Below are 22982 nucleotides of genomic sequence, written 5' to 3'. Positions count from 1 at the left end.
AACGGCGTGGAAATCTGCTCTCGACGCCACCCCAACGGTCTGATCTTCTGACCGCGCCGCCACGACATCGAGGGAGCACGGCGATGACCATCACCCCCAGCCGATCAGGATCGATCTTCGGCCACTCGGTCAAGCGCACCGAGGACCAGGCCCTGATCACCGGGGCCTCGCAGTACACCGGTGACCTGCCCGTCGAGGGCTCGTACCACGTGGTCTTCGTCCGCTCGCCCATCGCGCACGGGACGCTGAACTCGGTGGACGTCGAGGAGGCCCGCGCCAAGCCCGGCGTCGTCGGCGTCTACACCGACGGTGACCTGCAGATCAACGACCGGCCGGGCCTGCCCGGCGTCGTCCCCGACGCGATGTCGCGCCCGCCGCTCGCGCGCGGTCGCGTGCGCTTCGTCGGCGACATCATCGCCGCCGTCGTCGCCGAGACCGCGGGCCAGGCGCTGGACGCCGCGGAGAGCGTGCTCCCGGACATCGACCCGCTGCCCGCGGTGGTGGGCATCGAGGAGGCCCTCGCCGACGACGCGCCGGTGATCTTCGAGGAGCACGGCTCGAACGTCGTCGCGGGCGCGGGCACCGGCGACGTCGAGGGGCTGTTCGACGACGCCGACGTCGTGGTGTCCGGCAAGTTCTACAACCAGCGCCTCGCGGGCGTGCCGATGGAGCCGAACGCCTGCGTCGCGGTGCCCGGCGAGCCCGACGGCGGCGTGACCCTGTGGCTGTCGATCCAGACCCCGCACGGGGCGCGCGACGCCCTCGCGAGCGACCTCGGTCTCGACGCGACCCAGGTCCGCGTCATCGCCCCGCGGGTCGGCGGCGGCTTCGGCCCGAAGGCCACGGCCTACCCCGAGTACTCGATCGCCGCGCGGGCCGCGATGGACCTCGGCCGGCCGGTCCGCTGGACCGAGACCCGCTCCGAGAACATGCTCTCGATGGTCCACGGGCGCGCCCAGGTGCAGTACGCCGAGCTGGGCGTCAAGCGCGACGGCACGATCGTCGGGCTGCGCGCGACGGTCGTCGGCGACGGCGGCATGTACCCCGCGGTCGGCACGATCCTGCCGAGCCTGACCCAGCTCATGGCCCAGGGCGTCTACGACATCCCGGCCATCGACTTCACGTGGAAGACCGTCGTCACCAACACGACGACCACCGGCGCCTACCGCGGCGCGGGCCGTCCCGAGGCGACGCAGCTGCTCGAGCGGATCATCGACATCGCCGCCGACGAGATCGGCGTCGACCCGCTCGAGATGCGCCGGAAGAACTTCCTGCAGCCCGACGCGTTCCCGATGACGAGCCTCACGGGCGCCGAGTACGACAACGCCGAGCACGAGAAGGCGCTCGACGCGGTCAAGCAGGCCGCCGACTACGACGCGCTGCGCGCCGAGCAGGAGCGCCGCCGCTCCGAGGGCAGCCGGACCGCGATGGGCATCGGCGTCGCGTCGTACGTCGAGGTCACCGCCCCGCTCGGCCTCGACGGTGAGTACGGCTCGGCGCAGGCGCACCCCGACGGCACGTTCACCGTCATGGCCGGCACCAGTGCCCACGGCCAGGGCCACGAGACCGCGTACGCGCAGCTCGCGTCCGGGGTCCTCGGTGTGCCGATGGACAAGATCAAGGTCGTCCAGTCCGACACGTCGCTCGTGCGCAGCGGCGCCGGGACGCTGGGCTCGCGCTCGCTGCAGACCGGCGGCAGCGCGATCCACAACGCCTCCGAGCAGCTCGTCTCGCGCGCCAAGGAGATCGCGGCGCACCTGCTCGAGGCGTCCGTCGACGACATCGAGCAGACCGACGGCGGCTTCGGCGTCCGCGGCGTCGCCGACCGGGAGATCACCTGGTCGCAGGTCGCCACCGCCGCCGAGGACGGCACGGGCACCGAGGACGGGTCCACGGGCCCGCTGCTCGAGGAGCTCGACTTCAAGCAGGGCCAGTCGAGCTTCCCGTTCGGCTCGCACATCGCCGTCGTCGACGTCGACCTCGACACCGGCATGGTGCGCCAGCGCCGCCACGTCGCCGTCGACGACGCGGGTCGCATCCTCAACCCGATGCTCGTCGCCGGGCAGCAGCACGGCGGCATCGCGCAGGGCATCGCGCAGGCGCTCTACGAGCGGGTCACGTTCGACGAGGACGGCAACCCGACCAGCGGCAACCTCGCGTCCTACGTCATCCCGTCGGCGGCGGACCTGTGCGGGTTCGAGGTCTCGAACACCGAGACCCCGACCCACCTCAACCCGATCGGCGCCAAGGGCATCGGGGAGTCGGGCACGATCGGCTCGACGCCCGCGGTGCACAACGCCGTCGTCGACGCGCTCTCGCACCTGGGCGTGCGGCACATCGACATGCCGCTGACGCCGGAGGCCGTGTGGCGCGCCATCCAGGGCGCGCAGGGCGAGGACCCGGCCACGCGCCAGCAGGCCGGCCCCGAGTACGCCGGGGAGCCGGGCTCGCAGCACTGACCTCCCTGTGGCGGGCTCCGGGGTCACCGCCCCGGAGCCCGCCCACACGGCGGGCCCCACGTGAGCGATCTTTCGAGCGATAGCTCGAAAGATCGCTCACGAGGACCTCAGCCGGGGAGGACCCAGCCGACGGGGTCGGCGAGGCGCAGGGCCGACTCGGGGCCCCAGCTGCCGGGCGCGTAGGGCTCGGGCTGCCGGTGGTCGTCGAGCACCTCGGCCGCCGCGGTCCAGACCTCCTCGAGCCCGTCGGGCCGGGTGAACAGCGCCCGGTCCCCGGTGAGCACGTCGTGGATGAGCCGCACGTACGGCGGCAGCGGGTCGCCGCCGGAGAGCGTGTCGAGCGGGATCTGGGTCCACGTGGTGCCGAGCTCCGACGACGCCCCCGGCGTCTTGACGTTCATCGACAGCGCGAGCGCGCCGTCGCCCGCGAGGTCGAAGCACAGCACGTTGCCCCTCGTCGGCAGGTCGCGGTCGGCGACCGGGCCGCCCTCGGGGTCGCGGAAGATCAGGTTGACCTTCTGGTGGCTCTCGGCCATCCGCTTGCCGGTGCGCAGCAGGAAGGGCACGCCCTGCCAGCGGTGGCTGTCGACCCAGAGGCGGGCGGCGACGAACGTCTCGGTGGTCGAGTCGTCCGCGACGTGGTCCAGGTCGCGGTAGCCGTCGAACTGGCCGCGGACCACCTCGTCGCGCGCGAGCGCGCGGAAGCACCGGATGACGTCGTTGCGGGCGGCGGAGACGTCGTCGGCCGCGAACGACGCCGGCGGATCCATGGCGACCTCGGCGGCGACCTGGAACAGGTGCGTCACGAGCATGTCGAGCACGGCGCCGGTGGCGTCGTAGAACTCGGCGCGGTCGGCGACGTCGAGGGTCTCCGGGACATCGATCTCCACGGCGGCCACGTGGTGGCGGTCCCAGGAGCTGCCGAACAGGCCGTTGGCGAAGCGCAGGGCCCGCAGCTCCTGGGTGGCCTCCTTGCCGAGGAAATGGTCGATGCGGAAGACCTGGGACTCGTCGAGCACGTCGTGCACGACCCGGTCGAGCTCGCGGAAGCTCTCCAGCGAGGTGCCGAACGGCTTCTCGTAGACGACCCGCGAGCCCTCGGCGAGGCCGTGGGCCCCCAACGCCCGGGTGTAGTCGCCGAAGGTCTGGGGCGGGAGGCCCAGGTAGTGGACGAGCTGCGCGTCCTGCCCGATCTCGCCCCGGGCCTCGGCGATCCGGTCGAGCAGCTCGCCGGGGTCCTCGACGGTGAACCCGCCACCGGCGAACCGCAGCCCCGCGGCGAACTCGTCCCAGGGCCCGTCCTCGGGCTTCAGGCCACCGAACTGCTCCAGGGCCTCGCGGACCTCGTCGCGGAACTCGTCGTCGGTCTTGCTGCGGCGCCCGTTGCCGATCAGCCGCCACTCCTCGGGCAGGAGCTTCTCCTGGACGAGGCGGAAGAACGACGGCAGCACCAGACGCTTGGCGAGGTCACCCGTGGCGCCGAACAGGACGAAGACGGTGGGCCCGGGGGAGGCCGTCGACTGGGACACGGGCCCATCGTGCCCGTGATGACCCGGCCCGACACCCCCGTCGCCCCCCATCGGTGACGATCAGCCCCGCGCGGCGGCGAGCTCGCGCGCCTCCTGCTCGGTGGAGACCGCGGGGTTCGACCCGGGCAGCGGGCGCCCGGCCGGGTCCCGCAGCTTCACCAGCACGGCGACGCCGACGATCCCGAAGATGATCAGGTAGACCGCGGGCCAGTACGCCCAGCCGGTTCCCAGCACGACCGCCGTCATGATCAGCGACGTCGTGCCGGCGAAGGCCGACACGAAGATGTTGAACGAGATCGACAGGCCGCCATAGCGGATCTCGGTGGGGAACAGCGCCGGCAACGTGGACGGGCAGGTCGCCGAGAAGCAGATCAGGAGCGCGCCCATGACGGCGAGGCCGAGCCCGACCAGCGGCACCGACCCGCTCCCGAGCACCAGGATCATCGGGAACGCGAGCACGATCGTCCCCACGGCACCGACCCAGAGGATCGGCTTGCGCCCGACGCGGTCGGAGAGCCGGCCCAGGAACGGGATGACGAGCACGGCCACCCAGAGCACGGCGATCTGGAGCCACTGCGAGGTCGTGCTGTCGATCGCGGTGCCGCCGACGACGGTGACGTTGTCCTCGAGGTAGGTCGGCATGTAGCTGGTCAGCATGTAGTTCGGGACGTTCCAGGCCACGACGAGCCCGCCGGCCGCGAGCATCGCCGGCCAGTAGTCGACGAACAGTTTCTTGATGCCCGTGCCGGCCTGCGTGCCCTCGCGTTCCTCGGACTCGGAGAGCAGCGTCTGGAACGCCGGCGTCTCCTCGAGCCGCACGCGCAGGTAGACGCCGACGATGCCCAGTGGCAGGGCGATGAAGAACGGGATGCGCCACGCCCAGGTCGACGCGAACTCGGGCGTCGAGACGAGTGGGATGACGGTGGCGACGGTCGCCCCGAGCGCGTACCCGATGAACGTCCCGCACTCGAGGAAACTGCCGAAGAATCCGCGCCGTCGGTCGGGGGAGTACTCGGCGATGAACGTCATCGCGCCCGCGTACTCACCGCCGGTGGAGAATCCCTGCACGACCCGACAGAGCACGAGCAGGATCGGCGCCCAGATGCCGATGGACGCGTACGGCGGGATGAAGCCGAGCAGGAACGTCCCGATCGCCATCATGATGACGGTGATCGACAGGACCTTGGTGCGGCCGATCCGGTCGCCCAGCGGGCCGAAGAACAGCCCGCCGAGCGGGCGCACCACGAACGACACCGCGAAGCCCGCGAACACACCGACCTGCGCCAACGTCGGGTTGTCGGGCGGGAAGAAGTTCTCCTCGATGGTCGTGGCGAGATAGGCGTAGACACCGAAGTCGAACCACTCGGTGATGTTGCCGACCGCCGCGGCGCCGACCGCACGCCGCATGGTTCCCGTGTCGGTGACGGTGACGCCCTCCGGTGCCCCGCCGCCCTCCTCGGTCTGCGTCATGTCGTCTCCCCTCGTCGCCGAAGCGCTGCCCCCGACGGGATCGAGCTGTCCGATTTGACGGGAACAACCCGAAAGTCGTTAACGTCCGTTTACTTCTCCTGCTCGCCGGACATTACTGCGGACCCGCGCGCGACACAGGGTGAATGCATCTCGACGCTGTGAGTGGGGTCATGCCCAAGGGCGGATTCCGGGACGGAACACGCGCCCACGTCCGCGCGTCTCCGGGTGTGGGTGCAGACAGCACCCACCGTTCGCCAGCGGCGCCGTGTCAGCGAAGTGCCGTCGCTGACGTTGAGTGTCCGTATCGGTACTTCGATCATGTTCGCCGGGCCGGCCCGCACGTCGCGGGGCGGCCCGTCGTCGTCCCGCCCGTCGCCGTTACCCGCTCGTCGTCGTTCCCCGCCCGTCGTCGTTCCCCGCCCGTCGTCGTTCCCCGCCCGTCGTCGTGCCGCGGGGCAGGGGCTCAGCCGTCGGGGCGCAGGTCGGCCTGCATGAGCACCGTGTCGGCCCACTGGCCGTTCTTGTAGCCCACCGACGGCATCCGCCCGACCTCGACGAACCCGAGCCGGCGGTGCAGCACGATCGACGGGGTGTCGTGCCGCGACCCGGCCAGCGCGGCGATCACCGCGACGACCTGGCGCACCTCGGTGCCGCGCAGTGCGTCGAGCAGTGCCGCGAGCAGCTGCGACCCCAGGCCGCGGCCCGCCGCCTCCGGTGCGATGTAGATCGAGTCCTCGACGGTGTAGCGATAGGCCGCGTGCGGCCGGAACGACGCCGCGTACGCGAAGCCCTCGACCTCCCCGTCGACCTCGGCGACGAGGAACGGCAGCCCGACACCGAAGCCGGTGGTGATGCGCTCGCGCCACGTGTCGTCGGTCGGCGGCTCCTCGACGAAGGTCGCGATGGAGCGCAGGACGTAGCCGGCGAAGATCGCGGCGACCCGGGGGGCGTCGTCGGCGGTGGCGGGGCGCAGGACGCCGGTGCCGGGCGCGGTGCTCGACCCGGCGGCGGACTCGGTGGACACGTCTCGATCCTGCCCACCGACCCGCCGTCGTCGCCAGTCCCGCGGCTACTCCACGCGGACCAGCGAGAACTCCCACTCGCCGGCCGGCTCGTTGAAGCCGGTGCGCTCGTAGATGGCGACCTGCCCGCCACCGGCCATGTCCGACACCGTGCGCCGCAGGCCGTGCTCACCGCTCGGCAGCGGGATGCGCTGGAGCAGCGGCGGCTCCTCCCCGGCGTCGTCGGGCTGAGTGACCGACCCGATGCCCTGCAGAGGGCCGTTGACGTACCGGACGACGAACTCCATGTGCCCTCCCAGACGCGACCGGCACACCCTACGACCCCGGGGCGCGGTCGTCACCGCCGCGACGCCCACCTCGTTGGCCCGATCGGTCGACTGAAGAGCCGGCTCTGACCACGTAACGTGGTCACGTGCGGTCGGCTCTCCTCCTGCTCGGCGGTCTGGTCCTCCTCGGGACCGGCATCGGCGTGATCGTGCTCGGCATACCCGGCGCCTGGGTGCTCGGGCCGACGGCCATCGTCCTCGGGCTCATCGCGAAGGTCGGCGGCTTCCTGCTCACCGGCGACGGCCCGACGCCGACCCCGGGCGGGTCGGGCCGCACGGTGACGACGCTGGGCCCGACCGCCGACCGCGCCCGCGGGGCGTCGTCGACGGGACGGAGCTCCGCCCTGCGCCGGGCGCGCACCGCCCGCGCCGCGCGGGCCACCGCCCGAGCCACCGAGGCGGCCCGCGCGGCGGCGCTCGCCCCGCAGCACCGCCGCGGTCGCCGGGCGTCCTGACGCCCCCGCGCGATTAGGGTCACGACGTGGCCGCCGCCTGGGAGTACGCGACGCTGGAGATCTCGGCGGTCGGGCTGTCCGACGACGCGGCCGCCGGCGGCGAGAGCGCCGAGTGGCAGATCTACGCCATCGGGCCGGCCGGCGAGCTGCTGCTCGAGGAGTACCGGCCCTATCGCGTCGCCTGGGCGCGCGTGTACGCCGAGCAGCTCAACCACCTGGGACGGCAGGGCTGGGAGCTCGTCGCCCTCGCGGGGCCGCAGGGCGCGCTGGTGCCGAGTGCGCCGGGGCGGGCGCCCGGGGCCGCGCCGCACGTCGTCGAGACGCGGTTCGTGCTGCGGCGGCCGGCGCCCTAGGACCGGGCTCCCTAGACCGGCCAGGTCTCCTGACGCCAGGCCGCGTCCCAGAACATCCACTCGTAGCGGCACGTCGTGACGAAGTGCGCCCGGACGCGCTCGCGCTCGGTGTCGCCGAGGGTCGGTCCGACGCGGTCGGTGAGGGCGAGCACGGCGTCGACGACGGCCCGGAACTCCTCGCCGCCGTACATCGCGATCCAGCGGGCGTAGAGCGGGTCGGGGGAGGAGGCCGCGAGCAGGGCCTCGCCGACCTCGGCGTAGATCCAGTAGCACGGCAGCACCGCGCCGAGGCCCTCGGCGAACGAGCCGCCGTGGCAGGTGGCGAGCAGGTAGGACGTGTACGCGGTGGTGGTCGGCGCGACCGGGACGGCGGCCGCCTCGGCGACCGTGAGCCCGAGGGCGTCGGCGAGCTCGGCGTGCATCTCCTGCTCGGCGGCGATCGCCCCGGCGGCGTGCTCGCTGAACATCACCGTGTCGGCCTCCGCCGGCGCGCGCGCCGCGAGCAGCGCGAGGGCCCGGGCGTAGCCGCGCAGGTAGTGGGCGTCCTGCACGACGAAGTGCCGGAACGCGTCGTGCGGGAGCGTCCCGTCGGACAGGCCGGTGAGGAACGGGTGCTCCCGGACGCGCGCGTAGACGTCGGCGCCGGCGGACCACAGGTCGTCGCTGAACCCCACGCGATCACCGTGTCACACCGCGGCCGCGGGCGTGGTGCCGTGCCGGACGTGTCACCGATGCCTGGTGCGATCATCACGCGGTGTCTGCCGGGTCCTCGCGCGCCGCTGGGCTCGCGCTGGGGGTGCTCGCCGACGCCGTGTTCGGTGACCCGCGGCGCGGGCACCCGGTCGCGGCGTTCGGGACGGTGGCGTCGTGGCTCGAGCGCCGGTGGTGGGCCGACCGGCGCGGCCCGGGTGTGGCGTACGCGGCGGCGCTCGTCGGTGGGGCCGTCGGTCTCGGCGTGCTGGCCGAGCGCGCGCGGCACCCCGTGGTGCACGCCGGGCTGACGGCGGCCGCGACCTGGGCGGTGCTGGGCGGGACCTCGCTCGCGGGCGAGGGCGCGGCGATGGCCGCGTCGTTGTCCGCCGGCGACGTCGACGCCGCGCGCGAGCGGCTGCCGCACCTGTGCGGCCGCGACCCGTCGGCCCTCGACCCCGACGGCCTCGCGCGGGCGGCACTGGAGTCGGTCGCCGAGAACACCGCCGACGCCGTGGTCGCCCCGCTGGTGTGGGGCGCGATCGCCGGGGTGCCCGGGCTGCTCGGGCACCGGGCGGTGAACACCCTCGACGCCATGGTCGGGCACCGCTCGGCGCGGCACCGGCACTTCGGGTGGGCCTCGGCGCGCACCGACGACGTCGCGGGCGTCGTCCCCGCGCGCGTGTCGGCGCTGGTCACGACGGCGTCTGCACCCTTGGTCGGCGGGTCCCCGGCGGCGGCGTGGCGGGCGTGGCGCCGCGACGCCCCCGCCCACCCGAGCCCGAACGCCGGCCCGGTCGAGGCGTCGTTCGCCGGCGCCCTCGGGCTGCGCCTCGGCGGGCGCACCGTCTACCCCTACGGCGTGCAGGACCGCCCCGTGCTCGGCGACGGCCGCCCGCCCGCCGTCGCCGACCTGCCCCGCGCCGTCCGCCTCTCCCGGATCGTGGGGCTCGCGACGACCGTGCTCGCCGTGGGTGTCTCAGCCTGGCGTCCACGCTGGCGTTGAACGTCCGGAAAGCCCCCACGTCGCCACGATCACGGGCCCTTTCCGAAGGCACGGATGACGTCGAGGGCGGCCGCGGGCCCGATCGGCGGGTTGAGGATCGGTAGGTCGACGCCGGCGGAGCGGTACTCATCCAGGCGTTCGCGACAGCGGGAGAGCGGACCGATGAGGCAGAACGAGTCCAGGAGCGCGTCGCTCAGGCCGGCAGCGCCCTCACCTCGGTCCATCGCGTCGGCCTCGTCGGGGAAGCCGCTCTCGCGCCACATCCGTCGGAAGAAGGGGAACCCGGTGTAGAGCGCCAGGTTCGCCCGCGCCGTCTCCCGGAGCGCGTCGAGGTCGTCGCCGAGGAAGGTGGGCAGGCCCAGCGTCAGCTCCACCGGTCCCGGTTCCGACGCACGGGCGCGGCCGCGAGCGATGTACTCGGCGCTCTTCGCCACCCGCTCGGGCGACCACATCGTGGGCATGAGGCCGTCGGCAACCGTCGCTGCCCGCTCCGCCGCACGCAGTCCGAGGGCCGCGAGGTGGATCGGCACCCGGTGGGCCGCGGCGTGCTGCGGAAGATGCGTCGCCGGACCGTCACCGGCCAACCAGGCACGCACCGCACGGACGTAGGCGATGAGGTCGTCGGGCGCGTTCGCCATGTCGACGCCCAGCGCGTCGTTGACCGGGCCGTGGCTGACGCCGAGGCCCAGCACGAACCGGCCGCCGGTGTCGTCGGCGATGAGCTCGGCGCCCTTCGCACACACGTAGGGGTGCCGGAGGTAGATGTTGGCGACCCAGGTGCCGACCGTGATCCGTTCGGTCGCCGCCCCCATCACCAGGGCGGTGGCCATGGTGTCGCTGTTGACCTCGGTCGAGAACATCGCCTCGAAGCCGGCCTGTTCGGCCTCGCGCGCCACCTGACGGATGTCGGCGGCCCGCCAGCCCGCTCCGGGGACGACGGTGACCGCCAGGCGTTCGGAGGGCATCGGGTCCGCCTCCCGTCGCTCGGGGGCAGCGAGTGTCGGTGTGCCCGGTCGCGCTCGGGTCGCGGCGGCGTCCCGGTGGCGTTGCCGTGGATGGGTGGTCCCCGGGCCGGTGCTCAGCGGCCGTGGCGGTCGGCCAGCTCCTGGTCGGTGTCGGCAGCGCTGCCGGTGTCGGTGCTCGCGGGGCGGGCGTCCCAGTAGGTGCCGTCGGCGGCGTCGCGGGGATCCTGGTCGTCGCGGCGCCGCGGCTCGAGCCCGCGGGCGCGGCGGTACTCCAGCCGCGCGAAGTAGATCCACGCCCCGACCGCCATCAGCCCGAAGATCAGCCACTGCCAGGCGTACGAGTACGACGGGTTGGGGTCGGGCGGTGGCAGCGGGACGGCCGCGAGCACCCCGGGCTGGCCCGCCACGAGCTGGACGTAGCCCGGGCTGGTCGGGATGCCGTTCGCCGCGGCGATGGTGCCCGCGTCCGCGGCGTAGACCTGGCGCTGCCCGTCCTCGACGACCATGGGGCGGTTCGGCGGGCCCTCGTCGAGGCGCTGGTGACCGACGACGGTGACGACCCCGGGCGGCGGCGCCGGGATCGGCGGCAGCCCGCCCTGGCTGTCGGTGCGGACGTAGCCGCGGTCGACGAGGACGGTCTCGCCGGTGGTGGTGACCAGCGGCGTCATCACCTCGCTGGCCGGGTGCCCCTCGACGACGCGCAGCCGGACCAGGACGTCGGCCCCGGGCCGATACGTGCCGGTGACCGAGACCTGACGCCAGGCGACGTCCTCGCCCGGCGCCGTGCCGGGGGCGACGAGATCGGCGCGCGGGACCGGCGCGGTCGCCACCCCGCGGCTCAGGGCCGCGTTGACCCCGTCGCGCTCGTCGCTGCGGTGGAACTGCCACGGCGCGAGGAGGTAGTAGCAGGCGAACGCGAAGGCGACCACGACGAGCGTCAGTGCGATCCACCCGGGCCGCAGCAGGAACCGCACGCCGCCAGGTTACGTGGGTGCCGTCGATCCCGTGGTCGGCTCGGGCCCCGCGCCCGGATGGGCCTCGGCCCTACGCCCTCCTCGCCAGGCGTTCGCACACCGCGAGGGCCTGCCGCCCGTACCCGCCCCCGAACAGCTCGGCGTGCACGAGCAGCGGCCAGAGCTGGTGCAGGCCCACGCGGTCGCGCCAGCCCTCGGCGAGGGGCGCGGCCTCGTCGTAGGCGGCGAGGATCGTCTCGAGCTGCGGGGCGCCGAAGAGGGCGAGCATGGCCAGGTCGGTCTCGCGGTGCCCGCCGTGCGCGGCCGGGTCGATCACCCAGCCCTGCCCGCCCGACCACAGCACGTTGCCCGTCCACAGGTCGCCGTGGAGGCGCGCCGGCGGCTCGGGCGGTCCGGCGACGTCGGCGAAGCGCTCGCAGGCGCGCTCGACGAGCCCGAGGTCGTCGCCGCCGAGGGCCCGCCGCGCGTGGGGCAGGACGCGGTGCTCGGCGTACCAGGACGGCCAGTCCTCGTCGGTCACGTTCTCCATGCGCGCCCCGCCGATCCACGCGTCCACCGGCCCGCCCGGCGGCGGCGACCCGAACGCCGGCGCGCCCGCGGCGTGCAGGGCGGCGAGGCCGCGACCGAAGCGCTCCGCGGCCCCGGCGTCCGGGGATCCCGACGGCACGCGCGTCGAGACCATGCGGCCCTCGGCGGTCCCGAGGACCTCCGGCACCCCGACGGCCCCGGGTTCCGCGAGCCAGCGCAGCCCGGCCGCCTCCGCCGCGATCGCCGACGGCTCGCCGGACTTGACGACGACCTCGGTTCCGTCGTCCAGCGTCGCCATCCGCACGGCCCCGCCGGCACCGCCGGCGAGCAGGGCCTCCACCGACGTCACCGCCGCACCCGCTCCACCAGCCCGGGCACCGCCGCCTCGATCATGCCGATGACCTCGTCGAACCCGTCGGGACCGCCGTAGTACGGATCGGGCACCTCGGCGCCCTCGGGGGCCTCCGGGTCGAAGGCGCGCAGCAGCACGACGCGCTCGGGGTCGGCGCCGGCGGCGACGAGGTCGCGGACGTGGTCGGCCGTGGCCGCGACGAGCAGGTCGGCGCCGAGCTGCTCGTCGTCGACCTGCCGCGCGGTGTGCCGGGTCTCGTAGCCCCGGTCGCGCAGTGTCGCGGCCGCGCGCCGGTCCATGGGCTCGCCGGCGTGCCACGCCCCGATCCCCGCGCTGGAGACGGTCACCGCGTCGGCGAGACCGGCCTCGGCCAGGCGCGCGCGGAAGACGCTCTCGGCGACCGGCGAGCGGCAGATGTTGCCCGAACAGACGAAGACGACGTGCACGCCCGCCATGATCCCGGCTCCCCGATGGTGCGCGGTGAACCCTCCCGATGGTGACGCAACGGTGAGCAGAAGCCGGCGATTGTTGGACCGTTCGAGGTATCTTCCCGCACTTCTGCTACAGCGAGTCATAGATTGCCACCTGCCGTCCGGGGGCGGGCGGGCGGCCGGCGACGGCCGCGATCCGGGGGAGCGGGGGCACCGTGGGGCACGAGCACGCGACGGCCGGGGCGGACGGGACCGTCGGGACGGAGCCGGCACCGGCACCCGGCCCCGACGCCCTGCTGCAGCGCGTGCTCGACGAGACGGCCGCCCTGCGCACCCAGCTCGCCGACCTCGACCGCCGGCTCCAGGCCGAGCAGGCCCGCGCCGAGGCGCGCGAGCAGGTCATCGCCCACCAGCGCGACGAGCTGGACGCCCTGCGCGACGAGCGCCGCGGACGTCACCTGCGGCCCCTGGTCGTCGGCCTGGCGAAGCTGCGCAGCGAGCTGCTGGCGGAGGACACCGACACCGCCGTCCACTACGCCGACACCGTCGCCACGCTGCTCGAGGGCTGCGGCTGCGAGCCGGTCGCGGTCGCCGTCGGCGACGTCTTCGACCCCGCCGCCCAGCGCGTCCGCCGGGCCGTCGCGTGCGGGCCCGACCAGCACGGCCGGGTGCTCGAGGTGACCGCCGAGGGCTGGCTCGAGCGCGACGGCGGGCGCGTGCTCGCGCCCGCCGCGGTGGTCGTCGGGCGGCACACGCCCGCGGATCAGGACGAGGAGACCGGACATCCCGAGGAGGCGCACCATGCCTGACCGCCGCCGGGTCTACGGGATCGACCTGGGCACGACCTACTCGGCCGTCGGGTACGTCGACGAGACCGGCCGGGCGGTGATCGCCCGCAACGGCGAGGGGGAGGAGACGACGCCGTCGGTCGTCCACCTCGAGAGCCCGACCAACGTCGTCGTCGGCACCCAGGCCAAGGCCGTCGCCGTCATCGAGCCCGACCACGTGGTCAGCCTCGTCAAACGGCAGATGGGCACCCCGGCGGTCTACGCGTTCCACGGGCAGGAGCACACGCCGGAGTCGCTGTCGGCACTGATCCTCAAGCACCTGGCGGCCGGGGCGGACGTCGACGACGAGGTCCGCGACGTCGTCATCACCGTGCCCGCCTACTTCGGGATGCGGGAGCGCGACGCCACGCGCAAGGCGGGGGAGATCGCCGGGCTGGAGGTGCTCGGGATCGTGCCCGAGCCGGTCGCGGCGGCGGTGCACTACGAGTCGGGGCAGGGCGGCATCGGGCGCACGGTGCTGGTCTACGACCTCGGCGGCGGCACGTTCGACACCTCGGTGATCCAGATCGGGGACAACGCGGTCGACGTTCTCTGCACCGACGGCGACAAGCACCTCGGCGGCGCCGACTGGGACGCCCGGCTCGCCGACCACATCATGACCCGCTTCGTGGAGCAGGCCTCGCCGGCGGAGGACCCGCGCGAGAGCGACGACCTGCTCCAGGAGGTCGCCCTGCTCGCCGAGACGGTCAAGAAGGCGCTCTCGAAGCAGGAGGCGCGCGCGGTCAACCTCAAGCTCGCGGGGGCGGCGGCGCGCTTCGAGGTCACCCGCGCCGAGTTCGAGGCGATGACCGAGGACCTGCTCGACACCACCGTCGCGATCGTCCGCCGCACCCTCGACACGCTCGCCGAGAAGAGCCCGGGGACGACGGTCGACGAGGTCCTGCTCGTCGGCGGCTCGACGCGCATGCCCGCGGTGGCGGCGCGCCTGGAGGCCGAGTTCGGCTGGTCGCCGCGGCTGTTCGAGCCCGACCTCGCGGTGGCCAAGGGCGCCGCCGTCTGGGCGCTCTCGCGGCGCGTGGTCCAGGAGACCGCCCGCGCCCGGGAGGACGCGCCGTCGGCCGCGATCGGCGACGAGCGCGCCCGCGCCGCCCTCGCCGACATCGCCGCGGCCACCGGGCTCGCGGAGGCCGACCTCGCCCGGCTCTCGGCCAAGTCCACCCGCAACGTGCTGTCGAAGGCGTTCGGGGTCCGGCTGGTCGACCCGGACCGCAACGACCGCAGCTACGTCCACCACCTCGTCGCCGCCAACGACGCCCTGCCCACCGGCGACCGGACCCTCGAGGCGTTCACCCTCCGCGACGGGCAGACCGGCGTCGAGATCGCGCTCTACGAGCAGGCCGGGACGGTGCCCAGCGAGGAGCTCGACGACAACATCCCGGTCACCGACGGGACGGGGCACATCGAGGGCATCCCCCCGGGCCCGGCCGGAGCGCCCGTGGACATCGTCCTGCGCATCGACGAGCAGGGCCTGCTCGAGGTCCGCGCCACCCACCGCTCGTCGGGCCGCAGCCTCGAGATCGCGGTGACGATCGGGGCGCTGTCGGCCGACGAGGTCGCGCGCGCGACCCGGGTCGTCGACGGTCTCACGGTGACGGGCTGACGCACGGATGGCCCTCGACCAGGCGCGCTACGAGGAGGAGGTGGTCCGGCCCCTGCGCGGGCGGACCGCGCAGCTCCCCGACGACCTGCCGACCCGGTACGCCGTCGACCCCGGGATGGCGCGCCCGGACCTCGAGCGCCGGCTGCGGGAGGTCCGCGCGTACTGGACGCAGAAGGCGAGCCGCCCGAGCTACGTCGGCCAGGTGTGCCAGGCGTTCCTGCGCGCCGACGCCGAGCTGCGCCGCGAGCACGACCTCGCCGACCCCGCCTTCTGGCGCCGCCGGGCCCGGGGCGGGCAGCAGACCCGCCGGCGCGCGGTCGAGGGCCTGGCCGGCGAGCTGCGGGGCTTCTACGGGGATCTCGGCCGGCTCACCGAGGAGCAGCTCGCGGCCGCCGCGGCCGCCCACCCCGACGTCGTCGGCGACCAGGCGACGCAGGCCGCCGTCACCGCCGGCCTCACCGTGGTCCCCGCCCGCGAGCTGCCCCGCGAGCCCGGGGTGCCGCCGGACGTCGCACGTGCGATCACCGACGGGCTCGCCGCCGCCGGCGTCGCGTCCGTGCCCGCGCTGCTCCACCCCGGGCACACCCGCTTCACCCTGCTCGACCGTTTCTCCGCCACGCCCCCGGTGCGCGGCGGGCTCGACGCCGCGGCGGTCGACGCGCGGAGCGAGGCCGTGTCGCGCGGCGCCGACACCGCGGCGAGCGGGCCGACCAAGCAGGTGCTCGGGCGCCTGCGCACGGCGGCGCGCCAGGGCGTCGACCTGCGGGTCCTGTCCCTGGTGCTGCTCCTCGCACCGGTCCGCGCGCAGAAGGCCGCCGGGGCCGTGCCGTCGGGGCTCGTGCGCCGGCTCGAGTCCGCGGGCCTCGACCCCGACGAGGCCCGCCGGCTCGTCGTCCACGTGCTCGCCGAGACCACCGCCCCGCCCACCGACCCCGCCGGCGCCTGCTCACGGGCCTGGAGGGCGACGACGCGGGCGAGGTCCGGCGCCTGCTCGAGGCCCGCGCGGCCGAGGTCGACGCCCTGCGCGCGGAGGCCGCCGAGGCCCTGCGCACCGGCCGTCCCGAGCTCGCCGAGCAGCGGCTGGCGGCCGCCCTGGGCATCGCGGCCGACCGGGAGGACCTCGCCGCCGAGCTCGCCCGGGTGCCCCCGGCTCCGGTCACCCGGGTCGACGCGGCACCCGACGGCACCGGGGTGCGCGTGTCCTGGACCGCGCCCCCGAGCCACGGCGCGGACGTCGTCCACCGGGTCCTGCGCCGCACCGACCGCGCCCCCGGCGACGCCGAGGACGGCACCGTCGTCGCCTCGGGGTCCGGCACGCACGCGGCCGCCGACGCGTCGCCACCCGTCGGGCGGACCGTGCACTACGCGGTGCTGGCGGGACGCGCCGAGGGGACCGCCTGGTCGGACGCCGTGACCACGAGCCTGACCGTGGTGCCGCCCGTGACCGACCTCGAGGTCGTCGGCGACCACGGCGCCGTGGTGGGGCGCTGGCGGGCGCACCCCGACGTCGTGGGCGTGCGGGTCCGGCGCTTCGAGGGCCCGGCCACGGGCAGCGGCACCGAGATCCCCGCGACCACCCGCGGGTTCACCGACGACACCGCGGTCGAGGGCGTCGAGTACCACTACGAGGTCGTCGTGCGCTACGTCGCCGGCGACCGGGAGCTCGTGTCCGACGCGGTCGTCGTGCGCGGTGGGATCCGGGCGGACTCCGCACCGGTCGAGGCGTTGCACGCGGCCCCGGAGCAGGACGGCGGCGACGTCCGCCTGCGTGTGGGCTGGCGGACCCCGCGCGGCGCGGACGTGGAGATCCGTGTCGCCCGGACCGCACCGCCCGGCCAGGTCGGGGACCTGCTGACCGCGGCGGAGGTCGAGGCCTGGGGCCCGGTGGTCGAGGGCGTGCCGCGGCACCGGGACGGGTGGGACGGCCTGCTGGCGACGGTGCCCGCCGGGCGCGTGCACGTCGCGGCGTTCACCCGCGCGCCGGCGGGGCGGGTGCGCGGCGCGGCCGTCGTGTCCGACCTCGTGCCCGCGCCCTCGCAGCTGCGCGCCCAGCCGGGCGGGGAGTCGGTCGTGCTGTCGTGGGTGTGGCCGGCGGACGTCGCGGTCGCCGAGGTCCGCTGGCCCGGCGGGGAGGAGCGCGTCACGCGGGCCCGCTACCGCGACCGCGGCGGCGTCACCCTGCCCGCCGGGGTCGCGGGCACGGTCGAGGTGCGCGGGGTCGTCGGCAGCGGGCCCGACCGGAGCCTGTCGACGCCGGTGACCACCGAGGTCGCCGCGCCGGCCCGGCGCGTCCGCTACACCCTGGCGCTGGCGGGCTCGCGGTGGCGCGGCACCCGCCAGTGCGTCGTCTCGGTGCCGTCGGCGCAGGGCAGCGGGTCCGTCGAGGTCGTGCTCGTCGCCACCGAGGGGCGCACCATGCCCCTCTCGCCGAGCGCCGGGATCGAGCTGGCGCGCCACACCGTGGAGCTCTCCGCGCCCGAGCCGGCGGTGTTCACCGCGCCCCTGCCGCGCCTGCGCCGCCCGTTCTGGCTGCGCTGCTTCTCCGGCCGCGACGGCGTCGTGCTCGTTGATCCGTCGGTCGCCACGCTGAAGGTGCCGTGATGGCGACCGTCCCCTGCCCGTACTGCTACCACGGGATCGACAGCTCGGCGCTCGCCTTCCAGTGCCGCGGCATCGGGGCGCCGGGCGTCGACGGCTGCCGCCGCGCGAAGGACCCCGAGCGGGAGCGGCGCACCGGCTTCGTCGACGAGGTCCTGCCGACGTTCCTGCCGGAGTCCCGGTGGGCCCGGCGCCGCGACGAGGCCGAGTGCCCGCGCTGCTCCGGCACGACCAGGGTGCGGGCCTGCCCGGTCTGCCACACCCCGCTGCCCCGGGCGTTCGTCGGCAGCCGCAGCCCGATGGTCGGTCTGGTCGGCGGCAAGGGCGCGGGCAAGACCGTCTACCTCACGGTGCTCAACCAGCAGCTGCGCACGGAGGTCCGGCGCCGCTTCGACGCGGACATCCGCCTCGTCGGCGACCGCCAGACCGGCGAGACGAGCACGAAGGCCTACCTCGAGCGCTACGAGAACGCGCTGTTCGACCACCGCCAGCTGTTCGAGAGCACCCGCGCCGCGGACGGCGGGCGCAAGGAACCGCTGGTGCTGGAGTGGCGCCAGCCGCGGCGCTCGTTCGGGCGGGAGCGGCTGCAGTCCACGCTGCTGTCGTTCTACGACACCGCGGGCGAGGACCTGACCAGCCAGGCGACGGTGCACACCCAGGCCTACCTCGGCTCGGCCGCCGGCATGATCGTCCTCCTCGACCCCTGGCAGCTGCCCGGCGTCCGCGACCACCTCGACGTCCCCGACGCGGCCGTCACCGGCGCCGACGGTCCGCTCGACGTGCTGACGCGCGTCACCGAGCTCCTGGCCGTCAACTCGGCGACCGACCGGCGTGGGCGGGTCACGACGCCGATCGCCGTGGCCTTCGCGAAGATCGACGCGCTCTTCCCGGAGCTGGACGCGTCGGGCCCGCTGTTCCACCCCGGGCGGGAGGGGCCGGGGTACGACGAGGAGACCGGGCGCGCGATCCACGAGTACGTCGGCTCGCTGCTGGCGAGCTACGGCGCCGACGACATCGACGCCCTCCTGCGGCACAGCTACCGGGACTTCCGCTACTTCGCGGTCTCGGCGCTGGGGGAGCCGCCGAACTACGAGGGCAAGAAGGTCCACGCGCGGGGCGTGCGGCCCTTCCGCGTCGAGGAGCCCCTGCTGTGGCTGCTGCACCGCCTCGGCGTCATCGACCGGAGCGTGGCGTGACCGAGGGTGGGCCGGCACCGTTCCGGACCCTCTACTACACCGACTGCCGCCCCGGGCAGGGCCTGGGCGGCGGGGCGGGGTTCCAGTTCCAGGCCCGCTCGCCGGGGGTGGGGGAGGCCGAGCAGCGGCTCGTCGCGCGCACGGCGCTCTACGAGGTGCCGACGTCCTGGATGCGCGAGCGGCGCCCGGTCGAGGCCTACCCGCGCTCGCTCGCGCACCTCCGCGACGGCGTGTTCGTCACCGCGGCGGGGCGCTACCTGGGGCAGGAGGCCAACGGCTACCGCGACGGCAACCAGTTCACCCACGCCCTGGTCACCGAGGACGAGAGCTCCTACGGGCTCGCCCGGCCGGCGCAGCTCTGGGGCGCGCCCTGGTGGGTCGGCGCGCCGGCGCCCACGACGGCGTCGCCGCCCGTGCCCGCCGCGCCCGAGACCGGGCCGTGGGACACCGAGACGGTCCGCGAGCGCGTCGCCGCGAGCCCCGACGGCCGCGCGCGGCTGCTCGCCCTCGTCACGGCCCTCGGCGCGCCGCGCGACCCCGAGCGCCGGCGGGTCCTGCTCGTCACCGACCGCGGCGAGGAGGCGGCGTGCTGGCTCGCTGCCGCCACCCTGCTCCTCGACCGGGCGCGGGCCCTCGCCGTCAGCTTCAAGATCTTCGCGACCGACCCGTCCCGGAGCCCCCACGACGTCGTCGCCGCGCACCCCGACTGGGCCGAGGAGGTCCGCCGCCAGGGCCGCTACGCGGTGTTCGACCTGCCCGCCGGCGAGGTCCCCGACCTCGCGCCCTCGCCGGAGGCGCGGTTCTGGGTGCCGCTCTTCCTGGGCGCCGACGACCCGCTCGACGTCGTCGACGCCGTCGAGCTCGCGGGCCAGCTCGCGCGCGCGGGCCGTGACGACGGCGTGCCCGGCGAGGCGGAGCGGGAGGCGGCCGCCCTGGCCGTCGGGCTGCCGCTCGCCGACGGGGCCGCGGCGGCGCCGCGGACGGCGCGGTGGCTGCGCGGCGCCGGGTCCCGCGCGGCCGAGCTGCTCGGGGCGACGGCGGTCGAGGCCCTCGTCGCGGGGACCGACGACCACGCCGCGCTGGTCGACCTCGACGACGTGGTCGCGGAGCGCGCCGGGCACCCGGGGGCCGCTGAGCTGGGGTGGGACCGCCTGGCGACGACCACCCGCGCCCGCCTGTTCGACCGCGAGGTGGAGCGTGCCCACCAGGGCGTCCCCGACAGCAGGCTGCGCCCGCTCCCCGCACCCGACCGCGACGAGGCCCTCGACCACGTCGCGCGCACCGTCGACCCGGCTGCGGCGCTGACGCTCGCCCACCGCCACGGCCTGCGGGTGCCCGACGTGCTGGTCCGGCGCTTCGTGGCGTGGTGGGCCGATCACCCCGACGCCGACGTCGACCCCCCGGGCTGGGACGTCGGCCCGGCCGTCGTGACAGGGCTGTACCAGGAGCTCGAGCGCCGCCTCGGCGACCGCGACCGCCGGGAGCGGACCGTCGCCGACGTCGCGCGACGCTGGTGGCGCCACCCCGCGCCGCTGGCCGACCGGATCCCCGTCCTCGGCCCGACGGGTCCGCAGCGGGTCGGGCGGCTCGACACCGAGGTCGCCCGGGCCGCGTTCCGCGACGGCCCCGAGGCCCGGGCGGCCGCGCTGCGGGGCGTCGCCGCCGCGGTGCTGCCCGGTCCGCGCGGCCCGTGGGTGAGCACGTGGGAGAAGGTGCTGGGTACCCGCCCGGTCGACAACGCCGCGGTGGCCCGGTTCCTCGAGGCCACCCCGCCGGCCGCCCGCGACCGGCCCCTCGCCGTCGTCGCCTACCACTCGCTGACACGCGCCCCGGCCGTCGACCAGGACACGGCCGCGGCGCTCGCCGTGCTCGAGGCCGCCGGGCTGCCGCCCCGGGAGCTGGGGTTCGACGACTGGCCGCCGGTCGACCCGGCCGTGGTCGCGGTGGTCGAGCGCCTCGGGCGGGCCCCGCGGCTGGAGGAGGCGCGCGAGCTCGGGCGGCTGCTGACGACGGCCACCCGCCCGAGCCGGGAGGACCAGGCGCGGCTCGTGCGCGCGCTGCGCGGGGCCGACCCGTCCGTGTCCGGGCGCGTCCTCGCCGCCACGAGGCCGTCGGCGCTGCGGACCGCGGTGCTCGACCAGCTGCACCACTGGGCGGCCGGCACCGGGCAGCACGCGCCCGACGTCCGGAGCACCGCGGTGCTGTTCGCCTTCGCGCTCAAGGAGCGGACCGACCGCCCGCGGATCGGCGCGCAGCACCAGGATCGGCTCGCGACGGCGCGTGACGCGCTGGGGGAGCGGGGCCGGGACGACGTGGCCGCCCTGCTCGCCGACGACGAGGGCGAGCTGGACCTGTGGCGCAAGTGGCGTCCGTCGCGGGCACGGACCGCGAAGAACCTCCTCGGCAAGCTCCGGAAGGGCTGACCCGTGCGACCCGCGGACCTGGGCCCGTTCCTCCTCGTCGCCGTCGTGCTGGGCGTCGGTGCCTTCTTCCTCGGCCCGGGGTTCCTCGTCGGGGCCGCGCTCGTCGCCACCGTGCCCGGCGGGCTCGCGGCCCTGGTCGTGGCCCTCCGGGCGCCGTTCGACCCCGAGACCGAGCTGGTCACGCCGGAGCAGGTCGCCGCGCGGTTCCCCGCCGCCGGTCCCGGCCACGGGCGCGACCAGGTCTGGCCGCACTACCTCGCCGCGCAGGCGCGGGTGGACCTCGCGGCGATGCTGCAGGCCGTGTGGACGGGGCTCGGCGAGGTGTGGGAGTGGGCCGCCGACCACAAGCCGTTCGACGGGCCCGGCCGGTCGTGGTGGTACGTCGGCGGGCTGCTGCTGGTCGTCGAGTCCGCCGCCGCCGTCCTCACCGGGCTCGCCGCGACCGCCGTGGCCGGCGTCGTGCTCCTGCTCGCGGGCCTGGCCTGGGCCGGGGTCGGCGGCGCGGTCCGGCTCGTCGAGTCCCTGCTGCACCGCCGCGCCCGGGCGTCGGCGCGCTGCCCGTCCTGCTTCTGGAGGACCTCGCTGCCCAGCTACGCCTGCACCTGCGGGCTCGTGCACCGCGACGTCCGCCCGGGCCTGCTCGGCGTCACCCGCCACCGCTGCCGCTGCGGGCGGACGATGCCGACGACGGTCACGCGCGCCGGACGCGACCACGACCCGCAGTGCCCGCAGTGCGACCAGGTCCTCGAACGCGGCTCCGGGGCGTGGACCGACGTCAGCGTGCCGGTCTTCGGTCCGGCCTCGGCGGGCAAGACGAGCTTGATCTACGCCGGGCTCGAGGCGCTGCGCCGCCAGGTCGAGGCCGGCGGCGGGACGCTCGAGGCCCGGCGCGATGCGGACGCCGCCCGGTTCCGGGCCGGCGTCGAGCAGGTGCGCGCCGGGCGGGTCGCCAAGACCGAGGCGGGCGCGGCGCCGGTGGGTCTGGTCTGCACGGTCGCGGTGCGCCGGCGGCGGGCGCTGCTGCACACGTTCGACGCGGCGGGCGAGCTCTTCGCGACGCGCGCGGGCACCGAGGAGCTGCGGTTCCTCGACGAGGCCGGGCGCATGATGCTCGTCGTCGACCCGTTCTCGATCCCGGAGGTCGCCGCCGAGGTCCTGCGCGGACCGGAGGACACGGCGGCGGCCGCGCCGGCGGTCGACCCGCCCGAGACGGCCTACCGCGCCACCGTCCTGCGGCTGCAGGACTCCGGCGTCCGCCTCGACCGCACGGACCTCGCCGTCGTCGTGGTCAAGGCCGACCTCCTCGTCGACGAGCCGATCGCCCGGGACCTGTGTCCCGAGCGGCACGCGGTCCGCGACTGGCTGCGCCGCCAGCGCCAGGACCACCTGGTCAGCGAGGCCGAGCGGGACTTCGGCGAGGTCGGGTACTTCCTCGTCTCGTCACGCACGGGCTGGGACCCGGGCGACCGCCACACCGCCCTGGCGCCCCTGCGCTGGCTCGCCGAGCGGGGGCGCCTGCCGCTCCCGCCGCCGACCGCCGTCGCCGCGCCCGCCGAGGAGCCCGCCTCGTGATCGAACCGCCGCCGCACGTGCGCGCGTTCCGCTGGGTGATCGTCGTCGTGGTCCTGGTCGTCCTCGCGATCGCCGTCGTCCTGCTGCTCTGAGTCGCCGTGCGGAGGCCCCGACCGCTGAGGCGGTTCCGTCGTCGGACGACGGCACCCCCTCGACGACCGGGCTCTCCTGCGGGAGCACCGGCC

Annotated in this window: 19 protein-coding genes; 10 read left to right on the top strand and 9 right to left on the bottom strand. The window is 75.5% G+C overall.

The genetic code is table 11. The features are described 5' to 3' along the window. Positions 1 to 83 precede the first annotated feature (83 nt). Positions 84 to 2459 carry a xanthine dehydrogenase family protein molybdopterin-binding subunit gene (locus PGB27_RS23260; protein WP_274202801.1) on the top strand — a complete coding sequence of 792 codons (2376 nt, stop codon included), beginning with the start codon at positions 84 to 86 and terminating at the stop codon, positions 2457 to 2459. Positions 2460 to 2566: 107 nt separating this feature from the next. On the opposite strand, the gene PGB27_RS23255 is transcribed toward PGB27_RS23260, so the two are convergent. The 4 genes from PGB27_RS23255 to PGB27_RS23240 form a co-directional block, all read right to left on the bottom strand. Continuing rightward, positions 2567 to 3988 carry a glucose-6-phosphate dehydrogenase gene (locus PGB27_RS23255; protein ID WP_274202800.1) on the bottom strand — a complete coding sequence of 474 codons (1422 nt, stop codon included), beginning with the start codon at positions 3986 to 3988 and terminating at the stop codon, positions 2567 to 2569. Positions 3989 to 4048: 60 nt separating this feature from the next. After that, complete coding sequence (locus PGB27_RS23250; protein ID WP_274202799.1) at positions 4049 to 5458, bottom strand: MFS transporter; 1410 nt, start codon at positions 5456 to 5458, stop codon at positions 4049 to 4051. A 463-nt stretch (positions 5459 to 5921) separates the two neighbouring features. Then, a complete protein-coding gene (locus PGB27_RS23245; protein ID WP_274202798.1) occupies positions 5922 to 6482 on the bottom strand; it encodes a GNAT family N-acetyltransferase in 561 nt (186 codons plus the stop codon). A gap of 45 nt (positions 6483 to 6527) precedes the next feature. Continuing rightward, entirely contained in the window at positions 6528 to 6767 is a 240-nt protein-coding gene (locus PGB27_RS23240; protein ID WP_274202797.1) for a hypothetical protein, read from the bottom strand. Positions 6768 to 6892: 125 nt separating this feature from the next. On the opposite strand from PGB27_RS23240, the gene PGB27_RS23235 reads away from it, so the two are divergent. Together PGB27_RS23235 and PGB27_RS23230 are read left to right on the top strand one after the other, a co-directional pair. After that, a complete protein-coding gene (locus PGB27_RS23235; protein ID WP_274202796.1) occupies positions 6893 to 7261 on the top strand; it encodes a hypothetical protein in 369 nt (122 codons plus the stop codon). Between the two features lie 26 nt (positions 7262 to 7287). Then, the gene (locus PGB27_RS23230) at positions 7288 to 7614 is read left to right on the top strand and encodes a hypothetical protein (protein WP_274202795.1); all 327 of its coding nucleotides are present in this window, start codon (positions 7288 to 7290) and stop codon (positions 7612 to 7614) included. 11 nt (positions 7615 to 7625) lie between these two features. Here the strand turns inward: PGB27_RS23230 and tenA are convergent, their stop codons facing one another. Continuing rightward, positions 7626 to 8288, bottom strand: coding sequence for a thiaminase II (gene tenA / locus PGB27_RS23225; protein ID WP_274202794.1), 663 nt, complete (start codon positions 8286 to 8288; stop codon positions 7626 to 7628). A gap of 80 nt (positions 8289 to 8368) precedes the next feature. Here tenA and PGB27_RS23220 point away from each other — a divergent pair, with 80 nt between their 5' ends. Next, positions 8369 to 9310, top strand: coding sequence for a cobalamin biosynthesis protein (locus tag PGB27_RS23220; protein ID WP_274202793.1), 942 nt, complete (start codon positions 8369 to 8371; stop codon positions 9308 to 9310). 29 nt (positions 9311 to 9339) lie between these two features. Here PGB27_RS23220 and PGB27_RS23215 read toward each other — a convergent pair whose 3' ends face one another. The 4 genes from PGB27_RS23215 to PGB27_RS23200 all read right to left on the bottom strand — a co-directional run bounded on the left by PGB27_RS23215 (position 9340) and on the right by PGB27_RS23200 (position 12584). After that, on the bottom strand, positions 9340 to 10275 hold the full coding sequence (locus tag PGB27_RS23215) for an LLM class flavin-dependent oxidoreductase (RefSeq protein ID WP_274202792.1): 936 nt from the start codon (positions 10273 to 10275) through the stop codon (positions 9340 to 9342). A 113-nt stretch (positions 10276 to 10388) separates the two neighbouring features. Then, a complete protein-coding gene (locus tag PGB27_RS23210; protein ID WP_274202791.1) occupies positions 10389 to 11249 on the bottom strand; it encodes an SURF1 family cytochrome oxidase biogenesis protein in 861 nt (286 codons plus the stop codon). Between the two features lie 70 nt (positions 11250 to 11319). Continuing rightward, positions 11320 to 12126, bottom strand: coding sequence for a fructosamine kinase family protein (locus PGB27_RS23205; protein WP_332843871.1), 807 nt, complete (start codon positions 12124 to 12126; stop codon positions 11320 to 11322). After that, positions 12123 to 12584: a low molecular weight protein-tyrosine-phosphatase gene (locus tag PGB27_RS23200; protein ID WP_274202790.1), complete on the bottom strand. Its 462-nt coding sequence runs from the start codon at positions 12582 to 12584 to the stop codon at positions 12123 to 12125. The genes PGB27_RS23205 and PGB27_RS23200 overlap by 4 nt, the downstream gene beginning before the upstream one ends. A 191-nt stretch (positions 12585 to 12775) precedes the next feature. Here PGB27_RS23200 and PGB27_RS23195 point away from each other — a divergent pair, with 191 nt between their 5' ends. From PGB27_RS23195 to PGB27_RS23170, 6 genes are all read left to right on the top strand, one after another. After that, on the top strand, positions 12776 to 13369 hold the full coding sequence (locus PGB27_RS23195; protein ID WP_274202789.1) for a nucleotide exchange factor GrpE: 594 nt from the start codon (positions 12776 to 12778) through the stop codon (positions 13367 to 13369). Then, the gene (locus PGB27_RS23190) at positions 13362 to 15008 is read left to right on the top strand and encodes an Hsp70 family protein (RefSeq protein WP_274202788.1); all 1647 of its coding nucleotides are present in this window, start codon (positions 13362 to 13364) and stop codon (positions 15006 to 15008) included. Before PGB27_RS23195 ends, PGB27_RS23190 begins: the two co-directional genes overlap by 8 nt. A gap of 1191 nt (positions 15009 to 16199) precedes the next feature. After that, positions 16200 to 17609, top strand: a complete 1410-nt coding sequence (locus PGB27_RS23185; RefSeq protein ID WP_274202787.1) for a fibronectin type III domain-containing protein — start codon at positions 16200 to 16202, stop codon at positions 17607 to 17609. Next, the gene (locus PGB27_RS23180) at positions 17609 to 18802 is read left to right on the top strand and encodes a zinc ribbon domain-containing protein (protein WP_274202786.1); all 1194 of its coding nucleotides are present in this window, start codon (positions 17609 to 17611) and stop codon (positions 18800 to 18802) included. Before PGB27_RS23185 ends, PGB27_RS23180 begins: the two co-directional genes overlap by 1 nt. Further along, positions 18799 to 21225: a GAP1-N2 domain-containing protein gene (locus PGB27_RS23175; protein ID WP_274202785.1), complete on the top strand. Its 2427-nt coding sequence runs from the start codon at positions 18799 to 18801 to the stop codon at positions 21223 to 21225. Before PGB27_RS23180 ends, PGB27_RS23175 begins: the two co-directional genes overlap by 4 nt. A 3-nt stretch (positions 21226 to 21228) precedes the next feature. Further along, positions 21229 to 22797, top strand: a complete 1569-nt coding sequence (locus PGB27_RS23170; protein WP_274202784.1) for a TRAFAC clade GTPase domain-containing protein — start codon at positions 21229 to 21231, stop codon at positions 22795 to 22797. Positions 22798 to 22982: the final 185 nt, after the last annotated feature.

It is taken from the genome of Actinomycetospora lemnae (assembly GCF_028737315.1).
Classification (GTDB): domain Bacteria; phylum Actinomycetota; class Actinomycetes; order Mycobacteriales; family Pseudonocardiaceae; genus Actinomycetospora; species Actinomycetospora lemnae.
The sequence above is the reverse complement of the archived record's forward strand: the minus strand, read 5'-3'. Positions and strand labels throughout refer to the sequence as shown.